Raw genomic sequence first — 22274 nt, forward strand, 5'->3', positions numbered from 1 at the left:
GAGATGGTGATGCCCGGCGACAACATCACCGTCGACGTCGAGCTGATCGTGCCGATCGCGATGGAAGAGAAGCTGCGATTCGCCATCCGTGAAGGCGGCCGCACCGTCGGTGCCGGCATCGTCGTCACCATCAAGGAGTAATCGGTCCGGCTTTTGCCGGTTCGGCAGGAAAGGGCGGTCTTCGGGCCGCCCTTTTGTTTGAAGCAGTGCTGCCAGGCCCTGTTCAATTCTGTTGCAACCATCGTCGCCGCAACTAGTATGGGTTGCGCCGAGGGGCTTGCCAGACGTGGTTTCAACATTCCGTTCAAAGACCATGCGGTGTTGGCGCGAGCTGCTTCGGCTGGGATTGGCCGCTGCCGCAGGGCTGGCCACCCTCAACGCCGCCGCGAAGGAGACACCTCAGGACTACGGTCCGGCGATGCGTTTCGTCGTCGTGCGCAGCAGCGCGCCGGGCTGCGAGCCGAACTGCCCGGAATGGATTTCTGCCGAAGGCACGATCGAGGCCGGCACGCCGGCGCTACTGAAACGCCTGCTGAAGACGCTCGGCGGGCGGCAATTGCCCATCGTCGTCAATTCTCCCGGCGGCAACGTCGATGCCGCGCTCCAGCTTGGCCGCATGGTCCGCAAGAACAAGCTCGATATCGCGGTCGGCATCACGGAATTTTCCGGCTGCTCGCCGGGGACGAAAAATTGCCGGGACAATGACGGCAGGGGTCAGCCCTATTCCGGCGTCGCTTACGACAGCGGTGCGATGTGCAATTCGGCCTGTCCGCTGATGTTTGCCGGCGGCATCCACCGTGTCGTCGGCGAATGGGCCTATCTCGGCGTCCATCAGATCACCACCACCTACCAGCGCGAAAAACTGCTCTACCGCACCACCTACCGGGTTGTGAACGGCAAGAAGAAGATCATCGGCACCAAGATCGTCAGCCGCAAGAATGCCGGCAGCTACAAGACCTATGAGATGAGCAAGGCGATCGAGAAGCGGCTGTCGGCCTATTTGAAGGAGATGGGCGTCGAGCAGGGCGTGCTGGGCGTGATGAAGGCCACACCTGCCAGCGACATCAGGCAGATCGAGCCCGATGACATGCTGGAGATGAAGCTCGTGACCAGCCTCGATTCGCTCGATCTGCTGACCGAGAGAACCATTTGCCAGCGCCATCCGGCACCGGCGAATTGTCGCGAGATTCCCGCGAACGGCGCGCCCGTCGCGGTCGCGGCAGTAGAGGCCGGACCTTCTTATACAGCGCCGGCGCCGCCGCCGACACCGCAAGCCCACGAACAGCAGATGCGTTTCGTTCTTGTTCGCGGCAGCAACCCGCTCTGCAATCCCGATTGTCCGGAATGGATTTCGGCGGAAGGCACGATCGCTGCAGATACGGCCGACAAGCTGCGCCAACTGCTCGATACGATCCGTGAGCGCCGGTTGCCGGTCGTAATCAACTCGCCGGGTGGAGATGCGCAGGCTGCGCTCGCCGCGGGCAGGCTGATCCGCGAGCACGGCTTGGATATCGCGGTCGCGCGAACGGATTTTCTCGACTGCGATCCGGGCGCCGTGGGGTGCGTCGCGGCCGACGGTCTCCATGCCGGGCTCACCATGGATGCCGGCGCCGAATGCGACGCCGCCTGCGCGGTTATGGTCGCCGGCGGCGTCCGGCGCCTCGTTGGCGCCGGTGCGCACTTCCTCGTGCATTCCATGGGCATGGAAGACAAGGTCAGGGCCTATCTCGACGAGATGGCGGTCGGCTCGGGCTTTTTCGCCGCCATGCAGTCGGCCGAATATGCAAAGCACAGGGAACTCAGCCGGGACGAACTGAAGGCATTCGGGCTGACGACCGGACCGCAATCAGTGGACGCGCTGACGGGCGCCACCATTTGCAGATCCGCACCCAGGCCGGACAATTGCCGGGTTCTTCCGTCCGCCGATGCCGAGGCGAAGGCGCCGGCGAAGCTGTAGATCAGGATGACGTTTCGCTGAATCGCCATCCTGATCTAACTCTTTGTTGGAGCATGATCTTCTCCGAAAACAGGTTTCCACTTTTTGCATTCGCTGACCTTCGGTTCGGGATCATGCTCTAGCTGCGCACTGGCCATCGAGGCAGGTTGAGCGGGGCAGGGCGCTGCCGCTATCTTGCTGTATGCACAGGAAGGAGCGGCGATGAGCGAGGACATCCCGACTTTGTACGAATGGGCCGGCAGCAGCGAGGCGCTGAACCGGCTGACACGAACCTTTTATGACAAGGTGGCGGCGGATCCGGTCGTCGGTCCGGTGTTCAGGATGATGTCGCCGGATCACCCGGCGCATGTCGCCGCCTTCATCGGCGAGGTCTTCGGCGGCCCGAAAACCTACAGCGAGAAGCATGGCGGCCATCGCGAGATGGTGATGCATCATCTCGGCAAGCATCTGACCGAGGAGCAGCGCCGCCGCTGGATCAGTCTCCTTGCCGATGCGGCGGATGAGGTCGGCCTGCCCGATGACCCCGAGTTCCGCTCGGCCTTCATGGGTTATGTCGAGTGGGGATCGCGGCTGGCGAAGATGAACTCGAATCTGGGCGAGACCTGCGATCCCGAGACCGAGCCGATGCCCGCCTGGGGCTGGGGCGTGCCGGGCGGGCCTTACAAGCCGCCGGCCGGCAAGTCGTAGGCGCGGGGGTTGTTTGGCGAGCGCGATCGGTCGCCGGCGGTAATGGAATCCAGATTTCCGGCAAAGGGTTTCAAAACCACTGCAGAGTGCTCTTTACAGAGCGCACGGAAGCTTTTAGGAAGCGCCTGCGCCGAACAAGCGCATGCACGGGCATAGCTCAGTTGGTAGAGCGGCGGTCTCCAAAACCGCAGGTCGTAGGTTCGAGCCCTGCTGCCCGTGCCATTCCTTCAAGAGGGCAGGCATCTGGCAACGCCCTCTCGATGTCCGAAATCAGCCTATTTCTTCCGCGCGTCTGCCGGCCCTTGAGGTCATCTACCTGCCGGCCCCCGTCGCGGGCCTGTGAGTGGCAAAATCGTTGCGCCTTAAGACCAACGATGTACGGTTTCGTCCTTAGTGCTTGACTGCAACCGCCGTTCTTACGCCGCCAAGCAGGGATGTAACTCTCCCCTTTCTTGACGCAACATAGGTGGCGGGTCTTGATAGCCAAGGGCGCAAAGAGCGACACCTCGTTCTGGTGGGAGGACAAAATGCATCCCCTGGTCATCGACGCGAAGCCTCAACCTATTTCGATTGATCTTGCTAACGCCGCAGTTCTCGTCGTGGACATGCAGAATGACTTCGGCTCGCAAGGTGGAATGTTCGACAGAGCCGGAATCGATATCTCCGGGATTCAACGGGCTGTCGGCCCTACGGCCAGAGTAATAGCTGCCGCTCGCGGTTTGAGAGTGCCGGTTATCTATCTGAAGATGGGGTATTGTTCCGACCTCTCGGACCTCGGAACATCGGACGCCCCCAATCGTCTCCGACATCTCCAGATCTTTGGGGTCGGTGAGAGCATGATGGCCCCGGATGGCAGCGAGAGCCGGATTCTGATCCGCGACACCTGGGGAACGGATATTGTTAACGACCTCAAGCCAGAGGCAGGGGATGTGGTCGTCTACAAAACGCGGTTCAGCGGTTTCTACGAGACCGAACTCGATTCTGTTCTGAAAACCGCAGGTATCAAACACCTCATCGTGACAGGATGCACGACCAGCGTGTGCGTGGAATCGACAATTCGGGATGCCTTCTTTAGGGACTACCACTGCATACTGCTGACGGATTGCACCAGCGAGCCCATCGCCTGGGACGCATCAAGGAGCAATCATGAAGCCTCGATCACGCTCGTGCAGATACTCTTTGGATGGACATCGACGTCCGACGATTTCCTGAAGGCGATCGAGGAGCGGGTTCAGGGACGTCTTGAACTGGCCGAATGAGCTGGCGAGGCGGCGTATCGCCACGATCCGCGCCTTCTCTTCCGGTAGCCACGTCGTCGACCCCGAACCTGTCAAGATCTCCAGCCGACGGACCGGTTCCTCGCTCCTGGATCTAAGCTTAATCTCTGAAATCGTCATATGTCGAGGCCTTCAAGGCTCCGCAGCGGCCGCTCCGGCGTTGAAAATCGGCGGACGGCTTGCCATATGGCGGGAATTGGGGCATAAGCCCCGTATAGCCGGGACGGGACGACTGGATGGTTCCGAGGCGGCGTTGAGACATAAAGCGGACCCTTGCCACTTGCGTGGATTAAGAATCGGTTTTATGTAGACAAGACAGACACGCGACGCGTGGAGCTGGGAAGCCGGCTTTACGCGTCTGATTTGCGTGGGTGAAATAGCAGCGCTGATTCGCGCCGCATGGAGCCCAGGCGGCACGTCCCGGTCAGCGGGATCATCCAGGAGGCCCGGCCAACGGGTCTCGAAAACAGGCGGCGCATGGCTTCGAAAACCACTAATCCCTTCACCTTTCTCCAGCAGGTTCGCGCGGAGACGGCCAAGGTGACATGGCCTTCGCGGCGCGAAACCATGATCTCGACCGTGATGGTCCTGATATTCGCGGTGATCGCGATGCTGTTCTTCTTCGCTGCCGATATTCTGATGGGCTATGCGATCGAGTGGATCCTGGGTCTCGGGCATTAATTCGGCGGATTACGGAGAGGTCGTGAAATGACTGCGCGGTGGTATATCGTCCACGCCTATTCGAACTTCGAGAAGAAGGTCGCCGAGGACATCGAGAACAAGGCCAAGCAGAAGGGCTTGTCCGGGGATATTGAGCAGATCGTGGTCCCGACCGAGAAGGTCGTCGAGATCCGTCGCGGCCGCAAGGTCGATGCCGAGCGTAAGTTCTTCCCGGGCTATGTGCTCTTGAAGGCCAATCTGACCGACGCCGTGTTCTCGCTGGTCAAGAACACGCCGAAGGTCACCGGCTTCCTGGGCGACTCCAAGCCCGTGCCGATCACCGAGACCGAGGCGCAGCGCATCCTGAACCAGGTCCAGGAAGGCGTCGAGCGGCCGAAGCCTTCGGTCACCTTCGAGATCGGCGAGGCTATTCGCGTTTCGGACGGTCCTTTCGCGTCGTTCAACGGCGTCGTCCAGGAGGTGGATGAGGAGCGGGCTCGCCTCAAGGTGGAAGTTTCGATCTTCGGGCGCGCCGTGCCCGTCGATCTGGAGTTCGGGCAGGTCGAAAAGGGCTGATCCGCATACCCGCGCCCGAAAGGGCGTCGGGATACCGCGCCGTAAGGCGTCGGGTGGCGGCGTGAACAGACGCCGCATGAACGGGTGGGAGGCGAAGGCGGCATAGCCGGCCGTCGGAACCGCACCACCAGACTGCAACCGCCGCGTTTCCCGGGTAACGGGGCCGGCATGAGAAAAGGCAGGAATAGAGATGGCTAAAAAAGTTGCAGGCCAGCTCAAGCTCCAGGTTGCCGCGGGCTCGGCCACGCCGTCGCCCCCGATCGGCCCGGCGCTTGGTCAGCGCGGCATCAACATCATGGAATTCTGCAAGGCGTTCAACGCGCAGACCCAGGAGCTCGAGAAGGGATCGCCGATCCCGGTCGTCATCACCTACTACCAGGACAAGTCGTTCACCTTCGTCATGAAGACGCCGCCGGTGAGCTACTTCCTGAAGAAGGCCGCCAACCTGAAGTCGGGCTCCAAGGAGCCGGGCAAGGTCAAGGCCGGCACGATCAGCCGCGACAAGGTGCGCGCGATTGCCGAGCAGAAGATGAAGGACCTGAACGCAAACGACGTCGAGGCGGCCATGCGCATGGTCGAGGGCTCCGCCCGCTCGATGGGCCTGGAAGTGGTGGGCTAAGATCATGGCAAAGATTGCAAAGCGTGTTGCCAAGAGCCGCGAAGGCATCGATCCGAACAAGGCTTACGCCCTCTCCGAGGCGCTGCAGCTGCTTAAGGACCGGTCCGCGGTGAAGTTCGACGAGACCGTCGAGATCTCGATGAACCTCGGCGTCGATCCGCGCCATGCCGACCAGATGGTCCGCGGCGTGGTCAACCTGCCGAACGGCACCGGCCGCTCGGTGCGTGTCGCCGTGTTTGCGCGTGGCGACAAAGCCGAGGAAGCCAAGGCCGCCGGCGCCGATATCGTCGGCGCCGAGGACCTTGTCGACATCGTCCAGAAGGGCACGATCGATTTCGATCGCTGCATCGCCACGCCGGACATGATGCCGCTGGTCGGTCGTCTGGGTAAGGTTCTCGGCCCGCGCGGCATGATGCCGAACCCGAAGGTCGGCACTGTGACCACCGATGTGGCCGCGGCCGTCAAGGCTTCGAAAGGCGGCGCCGTCGAGTTCCGCGTCGAGAAGGCCGGCATCGTCCAGGCCGGCGTCGGCAAGGTCTCGTTCGACGTCAAGGCGCTGGAAGAAAATGTCCGCGCCTTCGCCGACGCGGTGACCAAGGCCAAGCCCGCGGGCGCCAAGGGCAACTACGTCAAGAAGGTGTCGGTCACCTCGACGATGGGCCCCGGCCTCAAGCTCGACATCGCGACGCTCGCCGCGTCGTAAGTGTCGGCCGATCGGGTAAGGCCGATCGCTAGGGCATGATCCTGAAAAGCGGGAACATGCTCCAGCAAGAAAGAATTCCGGACCGCCGATCCGTCGGCGGCCCGGTATCCCGGAAGCCGAAAGGTTTCCGGATATCCTGTCCGAGATTGCAGGCGGCCCAAAAGCCTTAATTCGATTTGGGCCTGCATGAGACGGGTGAAGACCCGACAAAGGAGCCAAGCTCCAATGAAAGGTTCGAACCGTGTTTGCCTTTTGTCTGCGCACTATCCGGCGTGCCGGCTGGTGTGGCGAAAGGGGGCAGGATCCTCGAGCGTCGTTCGGGAGATCCGTTACTGGATGGCCCGGCCGGCAAAAGGCAACCGACGCCTGACCTCGTCAAATGGGGCAGGGGTCAACTGGAGATAGGCAGTGGACAGAGCGGAAAAACGCGAACTCGTCACGGGCCTGAATGATGCGTTTTCAAGCGCTGGTTCAGTCGTCGTGGCCCACTACGCCGGTATCACCGTCGCGCAAATGAACGACCTTCGGTCGAAGATGCGCGCCGCCGGTGGCACCGTCAAAGTCGCGAAGAACCGTCTCGCCAAGATCGCTCTTCAGGGCACGGACTCCGCATCGATCATCGATCTGTTCAAGGGACAGACGCTGGTCGCTTATTCGGAGGATCCGATTGCGGCGCCGAAGGTCGCGTCCGATTTCGCCAAGGGGAATGACAAGTTGATCATTCTCGGTGGCGCGATGGGTGCGACCTCGCTCGACGCCGACGGTGTGAAGGCACTCGCCACACTACCGTCGCTCGACGAGCTGCGCGCCAAGCTGGTTGGCATGATCGCCACGCCGGCTACCCGGATCGCCCAGATCGTCAATGCGCCCGCGGCTTCGGTCGCGCGTGTCATCGGCGCTTACGCCCGGAAGGACGAGGCGGCATGAGGCCGTTCCTCGCTGTCAACAACACACGTTCGAACCTAGTGAAGGAATACAAAAATGGCTGATCTTGCAAAGATCGTAGACGACCTTTCGAAGCTGACCGTCCTCGAGGCGGCCGAGCTGTCGAAGCTCCTGGAAGAGAAGTGGGGCGTTTCGGCCGCCGCTCCGGTGGCGGTTGCCGCTGCCGGCGGCGCTGGTGCCGCTGCCGCTGCTCCGGCTGAAGAGAAGACGGAATTCGACGTCGTTCTCTCCGATGCCGGCGCCCAGAAGATCAACGTCATCAAGGAAGTCCGCGCCATCACCGGCCTTGGCCTCAAGGAAGCCAAGGACCTGGTCGAAGCGGCTCCGAAGCCGGTCAAGGAAGGCGTTTCCAAGGCCGACGCCGACAAGTTCAAGGCTCAGCTGGAAGCAGCTGGCGCCAAGGTCGAGCTGAAGTAAGCCTGTTAGGCGAGGGCGGACGGTCTCGCGCCGTCCGCCCCTCCCTTGGACTGAGGGAGGGTTCTGTCACGCGAGGCGTTTGAAAACCTCTTTCCTGAGGGCCGAAAAGCGGCCTTCCGGAAACGGGTTTTCTCCCGTTTTAGCCGGTAGCCGCCAAGCGATTGGCCCAAGAAATTGGCAGGGGCGGCCGGAAAAACAGATAGGGGCAGCCGCCGAGGCAGCCCGTTGGTGCAAGGCGAGCCGCGGCGAGGTTCGTCCCGAGTTTATAGCTAAGGAGCGACGATGGCCCAGACCCAGACTTTCAATGGCCGCAGACGCGTACGCAAGTTCTTCGGAAAGATCCCGGAAGTTGCGGAGATGCCGAACCTCATTGAGGTCCAGAAGGCATCCTATGACCAGTTCCTGATGGTGGACGAGCCCAAGGGCGGCCGTCCGGACGAAGGACTGCAGGCCGTTTTCAAGTCGGTCTTCCCGATCTCCGACTTTTCCGGCTCCTCGATGCTGGAGTTCGTGAAGTACGAGTTCGAGGCACCGAAATTCGACGTTGACGAGTGCCGTCAGCGCGACCTGACCTATGCGGCGCCGCTGAAGGTGACGCTGCGCCTCATCGTGTTCGATATCGACGAGGATACCGGCGCCAAGTCGATCAAGGACATCAAGGAGCAGGACGTCTACATGGGCGACATGCCGCTCATGACGTCGAACGGCACCTTCATCGTCAACGGCACCGAGCGCGTCATCGTCTCGCAGATGCACCGTTCGCCGGGCGTCTTCTTCGACCATGACAAGGGCAAGTCGCACTCGTCGGGCAAGCTTCTGTTTGCCGCGCGTGTCATTCCCTATCGCGGTTCGTGGCTCGACATCGAGTTCGACTCCAAGGATGTCGTGCACGCCCGCATCGACCGCCGCCGCAAGATTCCGGTGACGTCGCTGCTGATGGCGCTCGGCATGGACGGCGAGGAGATCCTGTCGACCTTCTACAACAAGATCACCTACAAGCGCGCCGGCGACCACTGGCGCATTCCGTTCAACGTCGAGCGTTTCCGCGGCCTCAAGGCCGTCGGCGACCTGGTCGACGCCGACACCGGCGAGATCGTGGTCGAGCAAGGCAAGAAGATCACCGCCCGCCAGGCACGTCAGCTCGGCGAGAAGGGTCTCAAGGCCATCAAGGCGACCGACGAGGACCTGCTTGGCAACTACCTTGCCGAGGACATCGTCAACTACGGCACCGGCGAGATCTTCCTCGAAGCCGGCGACGAGATCGACGACAAGACGCTGAAGGTGCTGCTCAGCACCGGCGAGGACGAGATCCAGATCCTGGACATCGACCACGTCAATGTCGGCGCCTACATCCGAAACACGCTCAACGTCGACAAGAACGAGAGCCGCCAGGACGCGCTGTTCGACATCTACCGTGTCATGCGCCCGGGCGAGCCGCCGACGCTCGAGACCGCCGAAGCCATGTTCAACTCGCTGTTCTTCGACAGCGAGCGCTACGATCTGTCGGCCGTAGGCCGCGTCAAGATGAACATGCGCCTCGAGCTCAAGGCTGAGGACACCGTGCGCGTCCTGCGCAAGGAAGACATCCTGGCCGTGGTCAAGACGCTTGTCGAGCTGCGTGACGGCAAGGGCGAGATCGACGACATCGACAATCTCGGCAACCGCCGCGTGCGTTCGGTCGGCGAGTTGATGGAGAACCAGTACCGCGTCGGCCTGCTGCGCATGGAGCGCGCGATCAAGGAACGCATGTCCTCGATCGAGATCGACACGGTCATGCCGCAGGACCTGATCAACGCCAAGCCGGCGGCCGCCGCCGTGCGCGAGTTCTTCGGTTCCTCGCAGCTGTCGCAGTTCATGGACCAGACCAACCCGCTCTCGGAGATCACCCACAAGCGTCGCCTGTCGGCGCTTGGACCGGGCGGTCTGACCCGCGAGCGCGCCGGCTTCGAGGTGCGCGACGTGCATCCGACGCATTACGGCCGCATCTGCCCGATCGAGACGCCGGAAGGCCCGAATATCGGTCTGATCAACTCTTTGGCCACTTTCGCGCGCGTCAACAAGTACGGCTTCATCGAAAGCCCGTACCGCAAGATCGTGGGCGGCAAGCTGACCAACGAGGTTGTCTACCTGTCGGCGATGGAAGAGGCCAAGCACTATGTCGCGCAGGCCAACGCCGAGCTCGACAAGAACGGCAGTTTTGTCGACGAGTTCGTGATTTGCCGTAATGCCGGCGAAGTGATGATGGCGCCGCGCGAGAACGTCGACCTGATGGACGTCTCGCCGAAGCAGATGGTGTCCGTCGCTGCGGCGCTCATCCCGTTCCTCGAGAACGACGACGCCAACCGCGCGCTGATGGGCTCGAACATGCAGCGTCAGGCCGTGCCGCTGGTGCGCGCCGAAGCGCCGTTCGTCGGCACCGGCATGGAGCCGGTCGTCGCCCGTGACTCGGGCGCTGCCATCGGCGCCCGCCGCGGCGGCGTGGTCGACCAGGTGGACGCCACCCGTATCGTCATCCGCGCCACGGAAGATCTCGATCCCGGCAAGTCCGGCGTCGATATCTACCGGCTGATGAAGTTCCAGCGTTCGAACCAGAACACCTGCATCAACCAGCGTCCGCTGGTGCGCATGGGCGACCGCGTCAACAAGGGCGACATCATTGCCGACGGTCCGTCGACCGAGCTCGGCGATCTGGCGCTCGGCCGCAACGTGCTGGTCGCGTTCATGCCGTGGAACGGCTACAACTACGAGGACTCGATCCTGCTCTCCGAGCGCATCGTGGCCGACGACGTCTTCACCTCGATCCACATCGAGGAGTTCGAGGTCATGGCGCGCGACACCAAGCTCGGGCCGGAGGAAATCACGCGCGACATTCCGAACGTTTCGGAAGAGGCGCTGAAGAACCTCGACGAGGCCGGCATCGTCTATATCGGTGCCGAAGTGCAGCCGGGCGACATCCTGGTCGGCAAGATCACGCCGAAGGGCGAAAGCCCGATGACGCCGGAAGAAAAGCTCCTGCGCGCCATCTTCGGTGAAAAGGCCTCGGACGTTCGCGACACCTCCATGCGCATGCCTCCGGGCACCTTCGGCACGGTCGTCGAAGTGCGCGTCTTCAACCGCCACGGCGTGGAGAAGGACGAGCGCGCGATGGCGATCGAGCGCGAGGAGATCGAGCGTCTGGCCAAGGACCGCGACGACGAACAGGCGATCCTCGACCGCAACGTCTATGCGCGTCTTTCCGACGTGCTGGTCGGCAAGGAGGCGATCGCCGGACCGAAGGGCTTCAAGAAGGGCTCGAAGCTGTCGAAGGACACGCTCGACGAGTATCCGCGTTCGCAGTGGTGGCAGTTCGCCGTGGAGAACGAGAAGCTCCAGGGCGAGCTCGAGGCTCTGCGCGGCCAGTACGACGAGTCCAAGAAGGCGCTCGAGCAGCGCTTCATGGACAAGGTCGAGAAGGTGCAGCGCGGCGACGAAATGCCTCCGGGCGTCATGAAGATGGTCAAGGTCTTTGTGGCGGTGAAGCGCAAGATGCAGCCGGGCGACAAGATGGCCGGTCGTCACGGCAACAAGGGTGTCGTGTCGCGCATCGTTCCGGTCGAGGACATGCCTTTCCTCGAGGACGGCACGCATGCCGATATCGTGCTCAACCCGCTGGGTGTGCCGAGCCGCATGAATGTCGGCCAGATCCTGGAAACGCATCTGGGCTGGGCCTGCGCCGGCATGGGCAGGAAGATCGGCGAGCTGATCGACGCGTACAAGGGTGGCGGCGACATCAAGCCGCTGCGCAAGACGCTGGAAAGCTTCATGCCGGCCAACGACCGCAACGAGCCGATCCGCGAGTATGACGACGAGAGCATCGTTCGCCTGAGCGAGCAGATGCGCCGCGGCGTTTCGATCGCGACACCGGTGTTCGACGGCGCGCATGAGGCCGACATCAACACCATGCTGGAGCAGGCTGGCCTGCACACCAGCGGTCAGTCGCAGCTCTATGACGGCCGCACTGGCGAGCCGTTCGATCGCAAGGTGACGATGGGCTATATCTATATGCTCAAGCTGCATCACCTGGTGGACGACAAGATCCACGCGCGTTCGATCGGTCCGTACTCGCTCGTCACCCAGCAGCCGCTGGGCGGCAAGGCGCAGTTCGGCGGCCAGCGCTTCGGCGAAATGGAGGTCTGGGCGCTCGAAGCCTACGGCGCGGCCTACACGCTGCAGGAAATGCTGACGGTGAAGTCGGACGACGTCGCCGGCCGCACCAAGGTCTACGAGGCGATCGTGCGCGGCGACGACACGTTCGAGGCGGGCATCCCCGAGAGCTTCAACGTTCTCGTCAAGGAAATGCGCTCGCTCGGCCTCAATGTGGAGCTGGAGAACACCCAGGTCGAAGAGACCCCGACGCGTCTGCCCGACGCGGCCGAATAAGGCACCGGCGCGCGCCGCGTCATAAGCGCGGCGCGCCCTGAGCATGATCCCGAGAAGCGGTCACCGGTTTTCGGCCGAGACCATGCTCAACCAAGAAGTCTTCGGCCGGTTCGACCGGCCAGTCTGCGGACATTTCGTCCGCGATCGATGCAAGGGGTTATCGAGGACCCCGAAAAGGAGAACGGCATGAACCAAGAGGTCATGAATCTCTTCAACCCGCAGGCGCCTGCGCAGGTGTTCGATTCCATCCGGATCTCGCTTGCCAGCCCAGAGAAGATTCTGTCCTGGTCGTTCGGCGAGATCAAGAAGCCGGAGACCATCAACTACCGCACCTTCAAGCCGGAGCGTGACGGCCTGTTCTGCGCGCGCATTTTTGGTCCGATCAAGGACTATGAGTGCCTGTGCGGCAAGTACAAGCGCATGAAGTACAAGGGCGTCATCTGCGAAAAGTGCGGCGTCGAAGTCACGCTGTCGCGCGTTCGCCGCGAGCGCATGGGCCATATCGAGCTCGCCGCGCCCGTCGCCCATATCTGGTTCCTGAAGTCGCTGCCTTCGCGCATCGGCACGCTGCTCGACATGACGCTCAAGGACATCGAGCGCGTGCTCTACTTCGAGAACTACATCGTCACCGAGCCGGGTCTCACCGCGCTGAAGGAGAACCAGCTCCTCAGCGAGGAAGAGTACATGATTGCCGTCGACGAGTACGGCGAGGACTCTTTCACCGCCATGATCGGCGCTGAGGCCATTCATGACCTTCTGGCCGGCATGGACCTGGAGAAGATTGCCGGCGACCTGCGTTCGGAGCTGGCCTCGACCACGTCCGAGCTCAAGCAGAAGAAATACCTGAAGCGGCTCAAGGTCGTCGAGAACTTCATGGAATCCGGCAACCGTCCGGAATGGATGATCATGAAGGTGGTTCCGGTGATCCCGCCGGACCTGCGCCCGCTTGTCCCGCTGGACGGCGGCCGCTTCGCCACGTCGGACCTCAACGACCTCTACCGCCGCGTCATCAACCGCAACAACCGCCTGAAGCGGCTGATCGAGCTGCGCGCGCCCGGCATCATCGTGCGTAACGAAAAGCGCATGCTGCAGGAAGCCGTCGATGCGCTGTTCGACAACGGCCGTCGCGGCCGCGTCATCACCGGCGCCAACAAGCGTCCGCTGAAGTCGCTGTCCGACATGCTGAAGGGCAAGCAGGGCCGGTTCCGCCAGAACCTGCTCGGCAAGCGCGTCGACTATTCCGGCCGCTCGGTCATCGTGACCGGTCCGGAGCTCAAGCTGCATCAGTGCGGCCTGCCGAAGAAGATGGCGCTGGAGCTCTTCAAGCCCTTCATCTACGCCCGCCTCGACGCCAAGGGTTTCTCCTCGACCGTCAAGCAGGCGAAGAAGCTGGTCGAGAAGGAGCGTCCGGAGGTTTGGGATATCCTCGACGAGGTCATCCGCGAGCATCCGGTGCTCTTGAACCGGGCGCCGACGCTGCACCGCCTCGGCATCCAGGCGTTCGAGCCGATCTTGATCGAAGGCAAGGCGATCCAGCTGCATCCGCTGGTCTGCACCGCCTTCAATGCCGACTTCGACGGCGACCAGATGGCGGTCCACGTGCCGCTGTCCCTGGAAGCGCAGCTTGAAGCCCGCGTGCTAATGATGTCGACCAACAACATCCTGCACCCGGCCTCCGGCGCGCCGATCATCGTGCCGTCGCAGGACATGGTTCTCGGTCTCTACTATCTCTCGATCGTCAACCAGAACGAGCCTGGCGAAGGCATGATGTTTGCCGACATGGGCGAGCTCCAGCATGCGCTGGAGACCAAGGCCGTGACGCTGCACGCCAAGATCAAGGGCCGCTTCCGCAGCGTCGACGCGGAAGGCAACGTCGTGTCGAAGATCTACGACACCACGCCTGGCCGCATGATCATCGGCGAGCTTCTGCCGAAGAACGTCAACGTGCCCTATGAGACCGCCAACCAGGAGATGACCAAGAAGAACATCTCCAAGATGATCGACACCGTCTACCGCCACTGCGGTCAGAAGGAGACGGTCATCTTCTGCGACCGCATCATGGCGCTCGGTTTTGCGCACGCCTGCCGTGCCGGCATTTCGTTCGGCAAGGACGACATGCTGATCCCGGACACCAAGCTGAAGCTCGTTTCCGACACTGAGGCTTTGGCCAAGGAATACGAGCAGCAGTACAATGACGGCCTGATCACGCAGGGCGAGAAGTACAACAAGGTCGTCGACGCCTGGGCCAAGTGCTCGGAAAAGGTCGCCGACGAGATGATGGCGCGCATCAAGGCGGTGGAGTTCGAGGACAACGGCCGTCAGAAGCCGATGAACTCGATCTACATGATGTCGCATTCGGGTGCGCGCGGTTCGCCCACCCAGATGCGTCAGCTCGCCGGCATGCGTGGCCTGATGGCCAAGCCCTCGGGTGAAATCATCGAGACGCCGATCATCTCGAACTTCAAGGAAGGCCTCACCGTGCTCGAGTATTTCAACTCGACCCACGGCGCCCGCAAGGGTCTGGCCGACACCGCCTTGAAGACGGCGAACTCGGGTTACCTCACCCGCCGCCTGGTCGACGTGGCGCAGGACTGCATCGTCAACTCCGTGGATTGCGGCACCGACAAGGGCCTCACCATGCAGCCGATCGTCGATGCCGGTCAGATCGTTGCCTCGGTCGGCCAGCGCGTGCTGGGCCGCACTTCGCTCGACGACATCAATCATCCGGTCACCGGCGACCTGCTGGTCAAGGCCGGAACGTTGATGGACGAGCGCGATGTGGAGCAGATCGAGAAGGCCGGCGTGCAGTCGGTCCGCATCCGTTCGGCGCTGACCTGCGAGGTCAGGACCGGTGTGTGCGCGGTCTGCTACGGTCGCGACCTGGCCCGCGGTACCCCCGTCAACCAGGGCGAGGCCGTCGGCGTCATCGCGGCGCAGTCGATCGGCGAGCCGGGCACCCAGCTCACCATGCGTACCTTCCACATGGGCGGCACGGCGCAGGTGGTGGATTCCTCGTTCCTTGAAGCCTCCTATGAGGGCAAGGTGCAGATCCGCAACCGCAACGTGGTCCGCAACTCGGAAGGCCAGCAGATGGTCATGGGCCGCAACATGGCGGTGCTCATCCTCGATGAGACCGGTAAGGAGCGCGCCACGCATCGCGTCGCCTATGGTTCGCGTATTTTCGTGGACGATGGCGACAAGGTGAAGCGCGGCCAGCGTATCGCCGAGTGGGATCCCTATACCCGCCCGATCCTCACCGAAATCGAGGGCAGGGTGGCGTTCGAGGATCTGGTCGACGGCATCTCCGTGCAGGAAACGGCCGACGAGTCGACAGGCATCACCAAGCGCGAGGTCATCGACTGGCGTTCGACGCCGCGCGGCAACGACCTGAAGCCCGCGATCGCCATCCAGGACGCCAAGGGCAAGGTCGGCAAGCTGTCGAAGGGCGGCGATGCACGCTTCCTGCTCTCGGTCGAGGCCATCCTCTCGGTCGAGCCGGGCGCACATGTGAAGCCTGGCGACGTGCTGGCGCGTATCCCGATGGAAAGCGCCAAGACCAAGGACATCACCGGTGGTCTGCCGCGCGTTGCGGAACTGTTCGAGGCTCGCCGTCCGAAGGATCACGCCATCATCGCCGAGATCGATGGCACGATCCGCTTCGGCCGCGACTACAAGAACAAGCGTCGCATCATCATCGAGCCGCATGACTCGACGCTCGAGCCGGTGGAGTACCTGATCCCGAAGGGCAAGCCGTTCCATCTCCAGGACGGCGACGTCATCGAGAAGGGCGACTACATCCTCGACGGCAATCCGGCGCCGCACGACATTCTGGCGATCAAGGGCGTGGAGGCGCTTGCCTCCTACCTCGTCAACGAGATCCAGGAGGTCTACCGTCTGCAGGGCGTGTCGATCAACGACAAGCACATCGAGGTGATCGTTCGCCAGATGCTGCAGAAGGTCGAGATCACCGCGCAGGGCGATTCGACCTACATCCCGGGCGACCACGTCGATGTGATCGAACTGGAGGAGGTCAACGAGCGCCTGATCGAGGACGGCAAGAAGCCGGCCGAAGGTCAGCCGGTGCTGCTTGGCATCACCAAGGCCTCGCTGCAGACGCCGTCCTTCATCTCGGCCGCCTCCTTCCAGGAGACGACCAGGGTGCTCACCGAGGCTGCGGTTGCCGGCAAGACCGACATGCTGCAGGGCCTGAAGGAAAATGTCATCGTCGGCCGTCTGATCCCGGCCGGCACGGGCGGCACGATGAGCCAGATAAGGCGCATCGCCACCTCGCGCGACGAGCTCATCATCGACGAGCGCCGCAAGGCCTCCGGTGTCGAGGTCGCCGAGCCGATGCTGACCGACATGGTCAACGCCGCGCAGTAAGCGCGATGAAATGAGAGACAAAAAAAGGGGCCCACGTGGCCCCTTTTTTCGTATTAGTTACACCAACGAGGAAGAGCGAAGAGCTATGAGCCGCAAAACCTGGACCACTGTCGACGACTACATCGTCTCCTCTCTTTTCGAAGCGGACCCCGTGCTCGATGCCACGCTGGCGGCCAACCGCGACCACGGCCTGCCGGCGATCGACGTCTCGGCCGCGCAGGGAAAACTGTTATCGCTGCTGGTGCGTATTCGCGGCGCCAAGAAGGTGCTGGAGGTCGGCACGCTAGGCGGCTACTCGACCATCTGGATGGCAAGGGGATTGCCGGCGGACGGCAAGGTGGTGACGCTGGAGCTCGATCCGCACCACGCTAAGGTCGCGCGTTCGAACTTCGAGCGGGCAGGAGTTTCCGACAAGGTCGACCTGCGGGTCGGTCCAGCGCTGCAATCGCTTGCCGCGCTGGCAGCCGAAAATGCCGGTCCGTTCGACTTGATCTTCATCGATGCCGACAAGCCGAACAACCCGAATTATCTCGACTGGGCGGTGAAACTCTCTCGCTCAGGCACGGTCATCGTCTGCGACAACGTCATCCGCGACGGCGCGGTCGTGAAAAAGAACAGCGGCGACGCCAATGTCGAAGGCGCTCGCGCCGCTTTTTCGTTCATCGGCGGCGAGAAGCGGCTGGACGGCACCGCTATCCAGACCGTCGGCGCCAAGGGCTATGACGGGTTTACCATCGCGATCGTAGAATGAGGACGCCTCAGTCGAAGAACGCCTCGACCACGTTGCGCTTGCCCAGCATGAACGCATCGGCGACGTGCTGCAGCGGCGCGAGGTCGACATCGGACGTTCCTGCGCGAACAATCTCGGCGAAGCGCTTGTAAAGCATCGGGTATTCGGCTTCCGGCTCGTCATGGATCATGCGCCCGTCGACGGCGAGCTTAGCGCCGCCGCCGGACAGCACCATTCTGCCCTTGTCGGTCTCGGCGACGATGTCCCAGCTTTGCGGGCCGGTCTGCAGCCAGTCGAGTTCCAACGTCACCGGCAAGCCGGTCGACGTGCGGAAGGCGACATGCGCCGCGACCGGTGCTGCGCGGTTCTCGGGAAAATCGAGCACGGCCGAGGTGATGAACATCGCAGGCAAGATGTGTGTGGCGATCGACAGCGCGTTGATGCCGGGATCGAACACGCCGAAGCCGCCCGGCTCCCAGATCCATTCCTGGTTCGGATGCCAGCGCCGCACGTCTTCCTTCCAGTTGATGGCCGCCGAAGTCAGTCTGGCCGAGGCAAGGAAAGCGCGCGCGGCCTCCACCGCCGGCGCGTAGCGCGAATGCCAGCTGGCAAAGAGCGAGACGCCGTTCCTATCGGCAAGCGTCTTGAGGTGCTCGACCTCGCTGACCGTGGCGCCCGGCGGCTTTTCGAGGAACGCGTGCTTCCTTGCTTCCAGCGCGGTGCGCGCCGCGTCGTAACGGAACTGAGGCGGCATGCAGAGTGAGACCGCCTCTAGGCCGGGTTCGGCCGCAAGCATCGCTTCGATGCTGGGATAGTTCGCAATGCCGTCCACCTTGCCGTGGCGGCTGGCCGCCGCTGTCAGTTGATAGTTGCCGTCCTTGGCGACCGCCGGCAGGTGCTGGTCGCGGACGATCTTTCCCACGCCGACGATGCCGAGCTTGATGGGATTGCTGGTCATGGGAACTCCAAGGAATGAAAGGGTGTGTCTAGGCAGGGCAGGTTTGTCCGGCAAGTCTGGCAAATATGACGCTGGCCGCGCTTTTCAGATAGGCTCTTCAAAGGTGACGATCGAAACCTCGCCCTCCAGTGCGCCCTGATAGGCCGACAGATGCGGCTCGTCGTCGGGCTCGCCCTCCATGTCGCCGATCTGGTCGAGCTCGGCCTCGGCGTAACCTTCGGCGGCAAGCGATTCGAGCGCGCGGCGCACGGCAGAATCATCGTCGGGCGCCACAAGCATCACATGAACGCCTTCCGGCTTGCCGCCTTTCTTCTTCCAGACCCGTCCGGTGATGATCGTGACCGGCCGTTCTTCATTGTCGTTCACGGGCTGATTCCTCGTTTTCCCCGAGATTGTCCGATGCAAGCCGCCTTTTGGCACGAAGCCGGGCCACAGGACAGCGCAAAGCCGGTCACTTTCTTCCTCGCTCTTGAAAAAAGACGCAAGAAAATTACATGCGTTTTCCGCATGGCTGCCCAGCCCCGGATTGAGCGCAATATTTGCCCCGCCGGGGTTGACGGACCCTGGGGTTGCGAGTAGAAGCCGCGACGTCAGAACCGATGTGAGGCTCTCCTGTCCGAAGCGACACGCTTTGGAGTTTGCCTCAAACAGGGTTCGTTTTACGAGCGAAAAGACATTTCCGGCGCGCATGAAGCGGCTTCCGCTTCCTCTGCAATTTGTTCGGGCAGGACCGCGAGACGCGGTGTGTTGCCCGAATTTGCGTATGGAAATGACGCTTTGAGCGGCCCCGTGACAGGGCAGACACGGAATTGAGAGACAAGAGGGTTTAATGCCTACCGTCAACCAGCTGATCCGCAAGCCGCGCCTGGCGCCGGTGAAGCGCAACAAGGTCCCGGCCATGCAGCAGAACCCGCAGAAGCGGGGCGTCTGCACGCGCGTCTACACCACGACGCCGAAGAAGCCGAACTCGGCGCTGCGCAAGGTGGCCAAGATTCGCCTGACCAACGGTTTTGAAGTGATCGGCTACATCCCCGGCGAAGGTCACAACCTGCAGGAACACTCGGTGGTCATGATCCGCGGCGGTCGCGTCAAGGATCTGCCGGGCGTCCGCTACCACATCATCCGCGGCGTGCTCGACACGCAGGGTGTGAAGAACCGCAAGCAGCGTCGTTCGAAATACGGCGCCAAGCGTCCGAAGTAAGGGTTTCCCATGTCCCGTCGTCACAGTGCAGAAAAGCGTGAGATCAATCCGGACCCCAAGTTCGGCGATCTGATCGTCACCAAGTTCATGAACGCCGTCATGTATGACGGCAAGAAGTCGGTTGCCGAGACCATCGTCTACGGCGCGCTGGACCAGGTCCAGGCCAAGACCAAGCAGGAGCCGGTCACCGTCTTCCATCAGGCGCTGGACAATGTCGCGCCGCATGTGGAAGTGCGCTCGCGTCGTGTCGGCGGCGCCACCTATCAGGTTCCGGTCGATGTGCGCCCCGAGCGTCGTCAGGCGTTGGCCATCCGCTGGCTGATCGCCGCCGCGCGCAACCGCAACGAGACCACCATGGTCGACCGCCTCTCGGGCGAGCTGATGGACGCGGCCAACAACCGCGGCACGGCCGTCAAGAAGCGTGAAGACACCCACAAGATGGCGGAAGCCAACCGCGCCTTCGCGCACTACCGCTGGTAAAGCGCGAACGAGACTGAGAGGCACCTCCCATGGCCCGCGAATACAAGATCGAAGACTACCGCAATTTCGGTATCATGGCGCATATCGACGCCGGCAAGACGACGACGACCGAGCGCGTCCTCTATTATACGGGCAAGTCGCACAAGATCGGCGAAGTCCATGACGGCGCTGCCACCATGGATTGGATGGAGCAGGAGCAGGAGCGCGGCATCACCATCACTTCGGCCGCGACCACGACCTTCTGGAAGGGTCGCGACGGCAAGATGCGCCGCTTCAACATCATCGACACCCCCGGACACGTCGACTTCACCATCGAAGTCGAGCGTTCGCTGCGCGTGCTCGACGGTGCCATCGCGCTGCTCGACGCCAACGCCGGCGTGGAGCCGCAGACCGAGACCGTGTGGCGCCAGGCCGACAAGTACCACGTGCCGCGCATGATCTTCTGCAACAAGATGGACAAGATCGGCGCCGACTTCTACCGCTCCGAGGAAATGATCGGTTCGCGCCTCGGAGCGCAGGCAGTCGTCATGCAGCTGCCGATCGGCGCTGAGACCGAGTTCAAGGGCGTCGTCGATCTCGTCGAGATGAACGCGCTCGTCTGGCGTGACGAGACTCTTGGCGCTGCCTGGGACGTCGTCGAGATCCCGGCCGACCTCAAGGACAAGGCTGAGCAGTACCGCGAGAAGATGATCGAAGCCGCCGTCGAGATGGACGAGACCGCGCTCGAGAATTACCTCGAAGGCAAGATGCCGTCGAATGATGAGATCCGCGCGCTGATCCGCAAGGGCACCATCGCGGTCAAGTTCTTCCCGATGTTCTGCGGTTCGGCCTTCAAGAACAAGGGCGTGCAGCCGCTGCTCGACGCCGTTGTGGAATACCTGCCGTCGCCGATCGACGTGCCGGCCATCAAGGGCGTCGATGCCAAGACCGACGCCGAGATCGAGCGTCATGCCGATGACAACGAGCCGCTGTCGATGCTGGCGTTCAAGATCATGAACGACCCGTTCGTCGGCTCGCTGACCTTTGCCCGCATCTATTCGGGCAAGCTCACCAAGGGCACCTCGCTCGACAACACGGTGAAGGGCAAGAAGGAGCGCATCGGCCGCATGCTGCAGATGCATGCGAACTCGCGCGCCGACATCGAGGAAGCCTATGCCGGCGACATCGTCGCCCTGGCTGGCCTCAAGGACACGACCACCGGCGACACGCTCTGCGATCCGCTGCATCCGGTCATCCTGGAGCGCATGGAATTCCCCGATCCGGTCATCCAGATCGCCATCGAGCCGAAGACCAAAAACGACCAGGAAAAGATGGGCCTCGCGCTGCATCGCCTGGCGGCTGAGGATCCGTCCTTCCGCGTCAAGACCGACGAGGAAAGCGGCCAGACCATCATCGCCGGCATGGGCGAGCTGCATCTCGACATCATCGTCGACCGCATGCGCCGCGAGTTCAAGGTCGAAGCCAATGTCGGCGCCCCGCAGGTGGCCTATCGCGAGACGATCACCCGCACGCACGAGCAGGACTACACGCACAAGAAGCAGACCGGCGGTACCGGCCAGTTCGCCCGCGTCAAGATCATCTTCGAGCCGAACACCGAGAGCGAAGAGTTCGTGTTCGAGTCCAAGATCGTCGGCGGTGCGGTTCCGAAAGAATACATTCCGGGCGTCGAGAAGGGCATCAACAGCGTCATGGGTTCCGGCCCGTTCGCCGGCTTCCCGATGATCGGTGTCAAGGCCACGTTGGTCGATGGCGCCTTCCACGACGTCGACTCCTCGGTGTTGGCGTTCGAAATCGCCTCCCGCGCCTGCTTCAAGGAAGCCGCTCCGCGCCTCGGCGTGCAGCTTCTGGAGCCGATCATGAAGGTCGAGGTCGTGACGCCGGAAGATTACGTCGGCGGCGTCATCGGCGATCTCAACGGCCGTCGTGGCCAGATCCAGGGTCAGGAAGCGCGCGGCGTTGCGGTCGTCATCAATGCGATGGTGCCTTTGGCCAACATGTTCAAATACGTCGACAATCTGCGTTCGATGTCGCAGGGCCGCGCCCAGTACACGATGCAGTTCGACCACTACGAGCCGGTTCCGACCGCGGTCGCCCAAGAAGTTCAGAAGAAATACGCGTAACTCGAGCGGGTTGCACGAGACCTTAATTCAAGGCCCGCACGGGCAAGCAGGATTGGAGAGATCACATGGCAAAAGGTAAATTCGAGCGCACCAAGCCGCATGTGAACATTGGCACGATCGGTCACGTCGATCATGGCAAGAC

16 protein-coding genes, 1 tRNA gene and 2 pseudogenes are annotated in these 22274 nt (G+C 62.4%); 17 read left to right on the forward strand and 2 right to left on the reverse strand.

Annotation, left to right across the window (positions count from 1 at the left end):
- The 13 genes and pseudogenes from tuf to LB535_RS28585 form a co-directional block, all read left to right on the forward strand.
- Nucleotides 1–141 (forward strand): annotated as a pseudogene (tuf, locus tag LB535_RS28520) (elongation factor Tu); the annotation flags it as partial.
- A gap of 2017 nt (nucleotides 142–2158) precedes the next feature.
- Entirely contained in the window at nucleotides 2159–2644 is a 486-nt protein-coding gene (locus LB535_RS28530) for a group II truncated hemoglobin (RefSeq protein ID WP_224634550.1), read from the forward strand.
- 146 nt (nucleotides 2645–2790) lie between these two features.
- Nucleotides 2791–2866, forward strand: a tRNA-Trp gene (locus tag LB535_RS28535).
- 305 nt (nucleotides 2867–3171) lie between these two features.
- Nucleotides 3172–3903, forward strand: a complete 732-nt coding sequence (locus tag LB535_RS28540; protein WP_224634551.1) for a cysteine hydrolase family protein — start codon at nucleotides 3172–3174, stop codon at nucleotides 3901–3903.
- 495 nt (nucleotides 3904–4398) lie between these two features.
- Entirely contained in the window at nucleotides 4399–4602 is a 204-nt protein-coding gene (secE, locus tag LB535_RS28545) for a preprotein translocase subunit SecE (protein WP_095765634.1), read from the forward strand.
- A 27-nt stretch (nucleotides 4603–4629) separates the two neighbouring features.
- On the forward strand, nucleotides 4630–5157 hold the full coding sequence (gene nusG, locus LB535_RS28550; RefSeq protein WP_140545994.1) for a transcription termination/antitermination protein NusG: 528 nt from the start codon (nucleotides 4630–4632) through the stop codon (nucleotides 5155–5157).
- A gap of 190 nt (nucleotides 5158–5347) precedes the next feature.
- Complete coding sequence (rplK, locus tag LB535_RS28555; RefSeq protein ID WP_095765524.1) at nucleotides 5348–5776, forward strand: 50S ribosomal protein L11; 429 nt, start codon at nucleotides 5348–5350, stop codon at nucleotides 5774–5776.
- 4 nt (nucleotides 5777–5780) lie between these two features.
- The gene (rplA, locus tag LB535_RS28560) at nucleotides 5781–6479 is read left to right on the forward strand and encodes a 50S ribosomal protein L1 (RefSeq protein WP_224634552.1); all 699 of its coding nucleotides are present in this window, start codon (nucleotides 5781–5783) and stop codon (nucleotides 6477–6479) included.
- Between the two features lie 408 nt (nucleotides 6480–6887).
- Nucleotides 6888–7406, forward strand: a complete 519-nt coding sequence (gene rplJ / locus LB535_RS28565) for a 50S ribosomal protein L10 (RefSeq protein ID WP_095765522.1) — start codon at nucleotides 6888–6890, stop codon at nucleotides 7404–7406.
- A gap of 54 nt (nucleotides 7407–7460) precedes the next feature.
- A complete protein-coding gene (rplL, locus tag LB535_RS28570; RefSeq protein WP_224634553.1) occupies nucleotides 7461–7841 on the forward strand; it encodes a 50S ribosomal protein L7/L12 in 381 nt (126 codons plus the stop codon).
- A 282-nt stretch (nucleotides 7842–8123) separates the two neighbouring features.
- The gene (rpoB, locus tag LB535_RS28575; RefSeq protein ID WP_095765521.1) at nucleotides 8124–12260 is read left to right on the forward strand and encodes a DNA-directed RNA polymerase subunit beta; all 4137 of its coding nucleotides are present in this window, start codon (nucleotides 8124–8126) and stop codon (nucleotides 12258–12260) included.
- Between the two features lie 186 nt (nucleotides 12261–12446).
- On the forward strand, nucleotides 12447–16643 hold the full coding sequence (rpoC, locus tag LB535_RS28580; protein WP_224634554.1) for a DNA-directed RNA polymerase subunit beta': 4197 nt from the start codon (nucleotides 12447–12449) through the stop codon (nucleotides 16641–16643).
- Nucleotides 16644–16728: 85 nt separating this feature from the next.
- Nucleotides 16729–17394, forward strand: coding sequence for an O-methyltransferase (locus LB535_RS28585; protein WP_224634555.1), 666 nt, complete (start codon nucleotides 16729–16731; stop codon nucleotides 17392–17394).
- A 7-nt stretch (nucleotides 17395–17401) separates the two neighbouring features.
- Here LB535_RS28585 and LB535_RS28590 read toward each other — a convergent pair whose 3' ends face one another.
- Entirely contained in the window at nucleotides 17402–18331 is a 930-nt protein-coding gene (locus LB535_RS28590) for a Gfo/Idh/MocA family protein (RefSeq protein ID WP_224634556.1), read from the reverse strand.
- Between the two features lie 84 nt (nucleotides 18332–18415).
- Entirely contained in the window at nucleotides 18416–18697 is a 282-nt protein-coding gene (locus tag LB535_RS28595) for a transcriptional regulator (protein WP_095765518.1), read from the reverse strand.
- A 463-nt stretch (nucleotides 18698–19160) separates the two neighbouring features.
- Between LB535_RS28595 and rpsL the strand changes: the two genes are divergently transcribed.
- The 4 genes and pseudogenes from rpsL to LB535_RS28615 all read left to right on the forward strand — a co-directional run.
- Complete coding sequence (rpsL, locus tag LB535_RS28600; RefSeq protein WP_006202128.1) at nucleotides 19161–19532, forward strand: 30S ribosomal protein S12; 372 nt, start codon at nucleotides 19161–19163, stop codon at nucleotides 19530–19532.
- Nucleotides 19533–19541: 9 nt separating this feature from the next.
- Nucleotides 19542–20012, forward strand: coding sequence for a 30S ribosomal protein S7 (gene rpsG, locus LB535_RS28605; protein ID WP_027170372.1), 471 nt, complete (start codon nucleotides 19542–19544; stop codon nucleotides 20010–20012).
- A gap of 29 nt (nucleotides 20013–20041) precedes the next feature.
- The gene (gene fusA / locus LB535_RS28610; protein ID WP_095765517.1) at nucleotides 20042–22132 is read left to right on the forward strand and encodes an elongation factor G; all 2091 of its coding nucleotides are present in this window, start codon (nucleotides 20042–20044) and stop codon (nucleotides 22130–22132) included.
- Between the two features lie 65 nt (nucleotides 22133–22197).
- Nucleotides 22198–22274, forward strand: a pseudogene (locus LB535_RS28615) (elongation factor Tu); the annotation flags it as partial.

The sequence above is a fragment of the Mesorhizobium sp. CA10 genome (assembly GCF_020165285.1).
Lineage (GTDB): Bacteria > Pseudomonadota > Alphaproteobacteria > Rhizobiales > Rhizobiaceae > Mesorhizobium.